The 5,700-nt window shown below is 61.2% G+C and carries 6 protein-coding genes; 4 read left to right on the forward strand and 2 right to left on the reverse strand.

The features are described 5' to 3' along the window. Nucleotides 1–999: PHP domain-containing protein (locus tag QMO14_RS32580; protein ID WP_301512243.1), on the reverse strand; the 999-nt coding region annotated here is incomplete at its 3' end. Between the two features lie 795 nt (nucleotides 1,000–1,794). Between QMO14_RS32580 and QMO14_RS32585 the strand changes: the two genes are divergently transcribed. Beyond that, nucleotides 1,795–2,088 (forward strand): hypothetical protein, encoded by a 294-nt coding sequence (locus tag QMO14_RS32585; protein ID WP_301512244.1) that lies wholly within the window; start codon nucleotides 1,795–1,797, stop codon nucleotides 2,086–2,088. A gap of 62 nt (nucleotides 2,089–2,150) precedes the next feature. Here QMO14_RS32585 and QMO14_RS32590 read toward each other — a convergent pair whose 3' ends face one another. After that, nucleotides 2,151–3,110, reverse strand: coding sequence for an SOS response-associated peptidase family protein (locus QMO14_RS32590; RefSeq protein WP_301512246.1), 960 nt, complete (start codon nucleotides 3,108–3,110; stop codon nucleotides 2,151–2,153). A gap of 666 nt (nucleotides 3,111–3,776) precedes the next feature. Here QMO14_RS32590 and QMO14_RS32595 point away from each other — a divergent pair. The 3 genes from QMO14_RS32595 to QMO14_RS32605 form a co-directional block, all read left to right on the forward strand. After that, a complete protein-coding gene (locus QMO14_RS32595) occupies nucleotides 3,777–4,034 on the forward strand; it encodes a hypothetical protein (RefSeq protein WP_301512247.1) in 258 nt (85 codons plus the stop codon). Nucleotides 4,035–4,053: 19 nt separating this feature from the next. Continuing rightward, complete coding sequence (locus tag QMO14_RS32600) at nucleotides 4,054–5,043, forward strand: N-6 DNA methylase (protein ID WP_301512249.1); 990 nt, start codon at nucleotides 4,054–4,056, stop codon at nucleotides 5,041–5,043. A gap of 189 nt (nucleotides 5,044–5,232) precedes the next feature. Next, a partial coding sequence (locus tag QMO14_RS32605) for a hypothetical protein (RefSeq protein WP_301512251.1) occupies nucleotides 5,233–5,700 on the forward strand: 468 nt, incomplete at its 3' end.

The following is a 5,700-nucleotide window of genomic DNA, read 5'->3' on the forward strand; positions in this document are numbered from 1 at the left end:
CAGGAAGTACGGTTSGTACTGCAGGCGTGCGATCACTGCCAACTCGTGTTCGATCTGCGCCGCAACCTTCGATGGGATGCCCTGCGGAAAGCGGTCGGCAGCGCCGCGATAGGTCAGCTCTCGCAGGTGCGACGCCGGCGTTGCGCCGGTCGGCACGATTTCGTCGGGGTACTCATACCGCAACTCTTCCAGGCTGAAGGTGCATTGCCGCGCGACCTCGACGGTTTCGGCGAGCCATTCGTGCGGAAATTCTTCCGCCAGCACAGCGCGGCCGCGCAGGTACTGCTGCGCGTTTGAAAGCAGGTCATAGCCGCATTCCTGCACGGGACGACCGACGCGCACGCCGGTGAGCACGTCCTGCAGTTGTTTTCTGCTGGTGCAGTGCATGAGCGGGCTGGCCGTGGCCACGATTGGAAGGCCGGCCCGCCGGGCCGCCACTTCGAGCGAGTACAGACGCAGCTCGTCGTCCAGTTCCAGCCAGCGTGACGCGGCAACCCAGGCCCTATTGCCGAACCAGGTCTTCAACCACATGCACTGAGAAAAAATCTGCTCTTCGGCGGCGTCTTTTTCCGGCAGAAGCAGGATCAAGCAGCCGGCCATGCCGGCGAGATGCGGGGCCTTGGCTGTCTTGCCCTCGACATCGGCCACCTGGGCGACGTATGACCCCTTTCCTGCCCTTCTGCGGGCCAAGGTGATCAACTCGCTCAGGTTCCCATACCCGCGACGGTCTTGCGCCAACAGCACCACCCGTGCGAACGGTGTGCCGCTCGCAGTCGTCAGCTGCAGCTCGCTGCCCACGATGAAATGAATCCCACGCTCACGGGCTTCGATGTGCGCGCGCACCACGCCCGAGAGAGATGCTTCGTCGGTGAGCGCGATGCTCGAGTAGTGCTTCTCAGCTGCTCGGGCCACTAACTCTTCAGGCAGCGACGCGCCCTGCAGAAACGTGAAGTTCGAACGGCAGTGAAGTTCTGCGAACGGAGGCGGAGCCGTGGACATACTGTACGTTTATACAGTCTTCCTGCGACACCACACTACTATCTTGTCAGCGATCGTTCACGACGCGCTGAGCGGCGCTATATCACAAAATCGTTTGCGATGTTCGCATCTCACAGAGTCGAATCGACCCAGGAATTGTGGCATCCCGAATCTTTGCGGAGCCTCGAATAAGATAGTGGCTTGCGCAAACAAACAAGGGGGCGAAACGCACCTAGCCTCACGGCTAAACGTTTGATTCAAAAGGTATTTTTATAATTTTAATTTTTTCGCGTCGCCGAAAAACGAGTGTTGGAAGGAATAGATTCTTCCCTTTATCATTGGATGGAAGACTGAATTTGCGACGCGCAATCAGCAACTCGGGATGGGTCTCGGAAGCATTTGAAGAATGAGAAAAGCCCGTCAGGATCTCTGGAACAGATCCGAACGGGCTTTGCTCTGGTCGGTGAAGCGGGTCGAACCGTACTTGACGAACCACGTGTTGGGGAACACATGCCTACTTTACGGCATTTGGCGTTCGTCGGAGTGAACAACCCGGTAACTTCTCATTTGGAGTTATCAAATGGAATGCTTTGACCCCGCAGAAGTGGGCACCATCTGGATCGAGGAATACTCGCGCGTCCGGTTCGGTCGCCGCGAAGTGGTTCGCGAACATCCGCGTTCGCTGCCGACTCGCTGATAGGTTCTGAGGACCTGGAGGCCTCGAGGTTTGCTCCTCGAGGCTTTTTCTTTCCTGCAGCTCGCCGACATGGACGACGACTTTCCGCAGGACTTCGAACCCCCAGTAAGCTCGGCGAGATGAAAGTCGAACTCGACCCCGCCGGCATACGCGACAGCATCGCCCTTTGGCGCGACGCCGTGGACCTGAAACTCGATATGCGCGCGGACATTCGCTCTCACTTGATCGTCATGCGCGCCCAGATCCTCGAACGCTTCAGCGCTACCGCGGGCTCGTGGCAGACGGTGCTCGCATCGTGCACCGCAGAGGATGAGGACGCCCTGCAGCTGCAGCAGCTGAAAGACGAGGTTGACGACTTCAAAGTGTGGGCGCACGAGAACCTGAAGGTTCTCGCAGACTTGGCCAAAGAGTAGCGCTGCTCTTCGGCAGCCGTGGGTTTTCGCGTGCTGCGGCGGCCGCGGCCGCGGCCGTGCAGCTATGCGGCCAAGCGGTGTTCGTAGTAAGGCCTGAACCGGTCGTCTAGGATGGCTTCCAGCTCCTCAAGCGTGCGCCCTTCGGGCGACAACCAGGCGCTGAGATCTTCGGGCCTCAACGGGATGATGCAGCGGTCGTGCCCAGCGATGGCAACCTCGGGAGGCGGGTGGTCCGTGATGGCAGCGAACGACAGCAGATCGGGCTCGCCGGGCTTCGTCCAACGCGACCACAGGCAGGCGACCAACATTTCCTCTCCCGTCTGCGGCTTGAACTCGATCACGATGTCTTCAACGTCTTCGTCCTCCCGGAGCGCGCGGCCTTCGTTGTGATGCCGTTTGACGTGCTCGTAGAACGCCGTCGCAATCACCACTCCGTGTTTGTGGCCCCACTGCTTGCGCCAAAACCCGTTCAGGTTGTCCCGTCTGGCGTTGTACGTTCCGGGGAATTTTGAATCGTAGAAGGCTGGCGCGCCGGCGGGCCGGCACTGATAGCGCATGGGGTAGACGACTGGCTTCCCGTCCTCGACAACCAGCACCAGGGCGTAGGTTCCCGGGAAGATTCGCGAGTCGCGTTTCTCGGGCTGCGCTCGTTGCAGGTCACCGAGCTTCAGCAGGGCGTTGGCAATCTTGTCCGTCGCAATGCGCTTGCTCTCGCTCGCCCCTTTCGTGACCTTCACCAGCAGCTTCGCTTCCGCGACAGCAAGCCGCTCTCGCTGCGACGCAAGCTCCTTCTCGAGCCGCGTGGCTTCGCTCGCACGGAAGTCCTCGATGAGTGCTTTGATGCCGCTCATGGAGTCGTCATTGGAGGCAACGAACGCGTCTTCAATGCCCTTGGGAAGCGCGATTTTTTCACCCTGCTTCCGCCGATAGAAGCAATCGAAAAACTCCTTAATGCTCAGACTCGCGCCGTAGTCACGGAGGTAACGGCGATAGTCCTGCACGACCTGTTGGCTGTAGCACATCGGGTCATCGTATTGCTTGAAGGGAAGCAGCGCAAACCATCTCCGCGGGTGCCGCTGGTCGAGTTGGCCAAGCAGCCGCAGTAGTTCGATTGGTCGACGCCTTGCGGGCTGGGCGTCTCCCGGCGGTGCCGGGACCGGGCTGTCGTGGCTTCGCCATCGAGCCGGCGCTGCGCTTGTCTCGCCCCATTCGGGCTTCCATCCCTGACGCCTCCGCGCCTTGCGGCGCTGCGCGCTCCGCTTGCCCCCCAGCAGGCGTGCATTGCACGCAGAGACGGCGAGCAGCTGCAGGCTGTTCCACTGCAGCTGCGCAGCCCTGCTGCTGTCTCACGCTGTTCGACGCGGCCTTCGGCCATTCGAGGCGCCTTCGGCGCTGCGGTGCGCGCTTTCGCGCACCAGGTCGCGATCGACGCCCGCGTCGCTCGTTTCCCCCTCTTCTCGCTTTGTCCGGTGACTTTGCGCGCAAGCCGCCGGCGGACCGGCTGCGCCTGCAAGGGGGCATCCGTAAAGGCAAGGCCTTTACAGACCCTCCCCCTTGCTCCCCCGTCGTCTTCCGCGCGCCGTTCACCGGGCGAGAACAGGAGGAAACGGCGCAAGCGCCGCTCCGGTTCGACTCCAAAAGGAAGGCCTTCAACCGGGCCAGGTCGCAATCTTTTTCATGGAGAAATCATGGCAATTTTTCACCTCATCACCGTCACCCCTGTGACCAACCACCCGCAGGCCAGAGAGCACCTCGAACTCGGCAATTTCATGGTCCGCGCGACCGACAGCGCAGCGGCGTGGAACGCGATCAAGGGCCGCAAGGACGTGGTTCCTGCATCCGAGGTCTGGGCCGCGCAAACCGACGAGAGCCAACAGGTGTTGCTCACCCCGCACTTCAAAGGTCGAGAGAACGAGGACTGGGCGACGTTCGTGAAGTGGTCGTAAGTGCAGGAGCGGTATCACCTTGTTCATCGAGCGGATGTCGCGCTGTCCGAATGGGCGGCTGCGAAGTTTTTGGAGCGACACCCACACCTCGCTTGATTCAGCAGCCTTCGATAAATCGAACTTCAAAAGCGGAACCATGGCCAAATCTCCTCTCGGACCTGGTGCTCACAAGAAGCACCTCATTTCGCTGCTTCGCGACAACGCGCGTCGCTATCGGCTCTTTCAAGTTTTTCAGGACTTCGCCGAGTTGGCGGCCCTTGCTATCAGCAATGCGGTGGACAAATCGCAGTACGCCAAGCGCGAGGCGCGCTACATGGAAATCGTCCGGAAGTACGAGCGGGAGGAGGTATTTCGCTTCGGCGAGATGCTTGCCGCGCTGGTCGAGTGGCTGGAATGCGGTCATGCCGACTGCATGGGCGAACTCTTCATGGCATTGGAGCTAGGAGACGCCGCGCACGGGCAATTTTTCACGCCGTATTCGGTGGCATCGCTCATGGCCAAGGTGACGCTTGTGGATGCTCGCAGCGTGTGGGAGCGGCAGGGATTTATCTCCATAAGCGAGCCGGCCGCCGGCGCAGGCGCCATGCTGATTGCCTGTGCAGAGGAGATTGCGAACAGCGGGCTCAACGCCTCCGCCGTGATGCACGCCACTGCGGTCGACGTGGACGCTACCGCCGTGCACATGAGCTACGTTCAGCTGTCTCTGCTTGGCATCCCTGGAATCGTCATCCACGGCAATTCCCTTTCTCTCGAGGAGTGGTCGCATTGGGTGACGCCTGCGCACGTTTTCGGAGGCTGGGACTATCGGCTCCGCAAGCGGCCGGCGATGCCCCGTGAGGAGCAGGACCACTCTGCGTCCGGTGCAGGTGCCGGGGGCGCTTCGGGCACGGAATGCGTATTCGCGCCGCGGGAGGCTATTGCCGACACGAAGTCGCTGGCCGTCGACCGCATGGAAGTCGCCCGCACAGCGATCCTCGCCAACCGCCTGCAGTTGAACCTCTTCGCATAGCAGCGTTGCCCTGCTATCTGCTGGATGACGGGTGGAGCGCGAGCGTCCACCCTACCCTTCTTGCGGCTTGGAGCATGCCCTGAGCGCGCGGCCAAAGCGCAGGGGCGAGACCGGCATGCCGGTGCTCCGTCCTGTGATTGTTAGTATTTCAAGTACGCCGCCGACACATGTGTTTGGCCGTTTTCTCCAATGAGTAACTTTCAATCAATGCTTGCGCTGCGCCTGTCTTCTTTCTTTGCACCTGTTCTTCTGGCACTTGGCGGATGCGCTGCATCCTTGCCGTCGATCCCGATGGACAAGGCGCGGTGGTCCGAGCCCATCAAGGCGCAGGGCGTTTCCGCGCGCCTCTACCAGACCAACGAATTGCAGGTGAGCAGCATCGGCGGGCACTCCAAGATGGGCTTGATCTACATCCTCGTCGGCGAGACAAAGGCGCCGGCGGTACGCCCGAAGACCGCCGCGCTGCTTGCGGACGATGTTGCTCGAGAACTCGGCCTTGCCTCCGATCCGTCCTTCGACGCCCAGGCCGCCACGCTGGCTCCATGGGAGTCGTTCGAAAAGCCGATCACCCGCAGGGACGCTGAGCGACGCTTCGTTTTGAAAGTGGGCGTTCGCGGCGAGGCGCTAAACCACATGCCCACGGCGTGGGCCACCAAC

The organism is Variovorax sp. CAN15 (genome assembly GCF_030462475.1).
Lineage (GTDB): Bacteria > Pseudomonadota > Gammaproteobacteria > Burkholderiales > Burkholderiaceae_C > Variovorax.

Bases quoted from the DNA above. Each gene is read 5' to 3' on its own strand.
- QMO14_RS32585 (WP_301512244.1), top strand. From the start codon at position 1,795: ATGAAAGTCGAACTCGACCCCGCCGGCATACGCGACAGCATCGCCCTT.
- QMO14_RS32590 (WP_301512246.1), bottom strand. From the start codon at position 3,110: ATGTGCTACAGCCAACAGGTCGTGCAGGACTATCGCCGTTACCTCCGT.
- QMO14_RS32595 (WP_301512247.1), top strand. From the start codon at position 3,777: ATGGCAATTTTTCACCTCATCACCGTCACCCCTGTGACCAACCACCCG.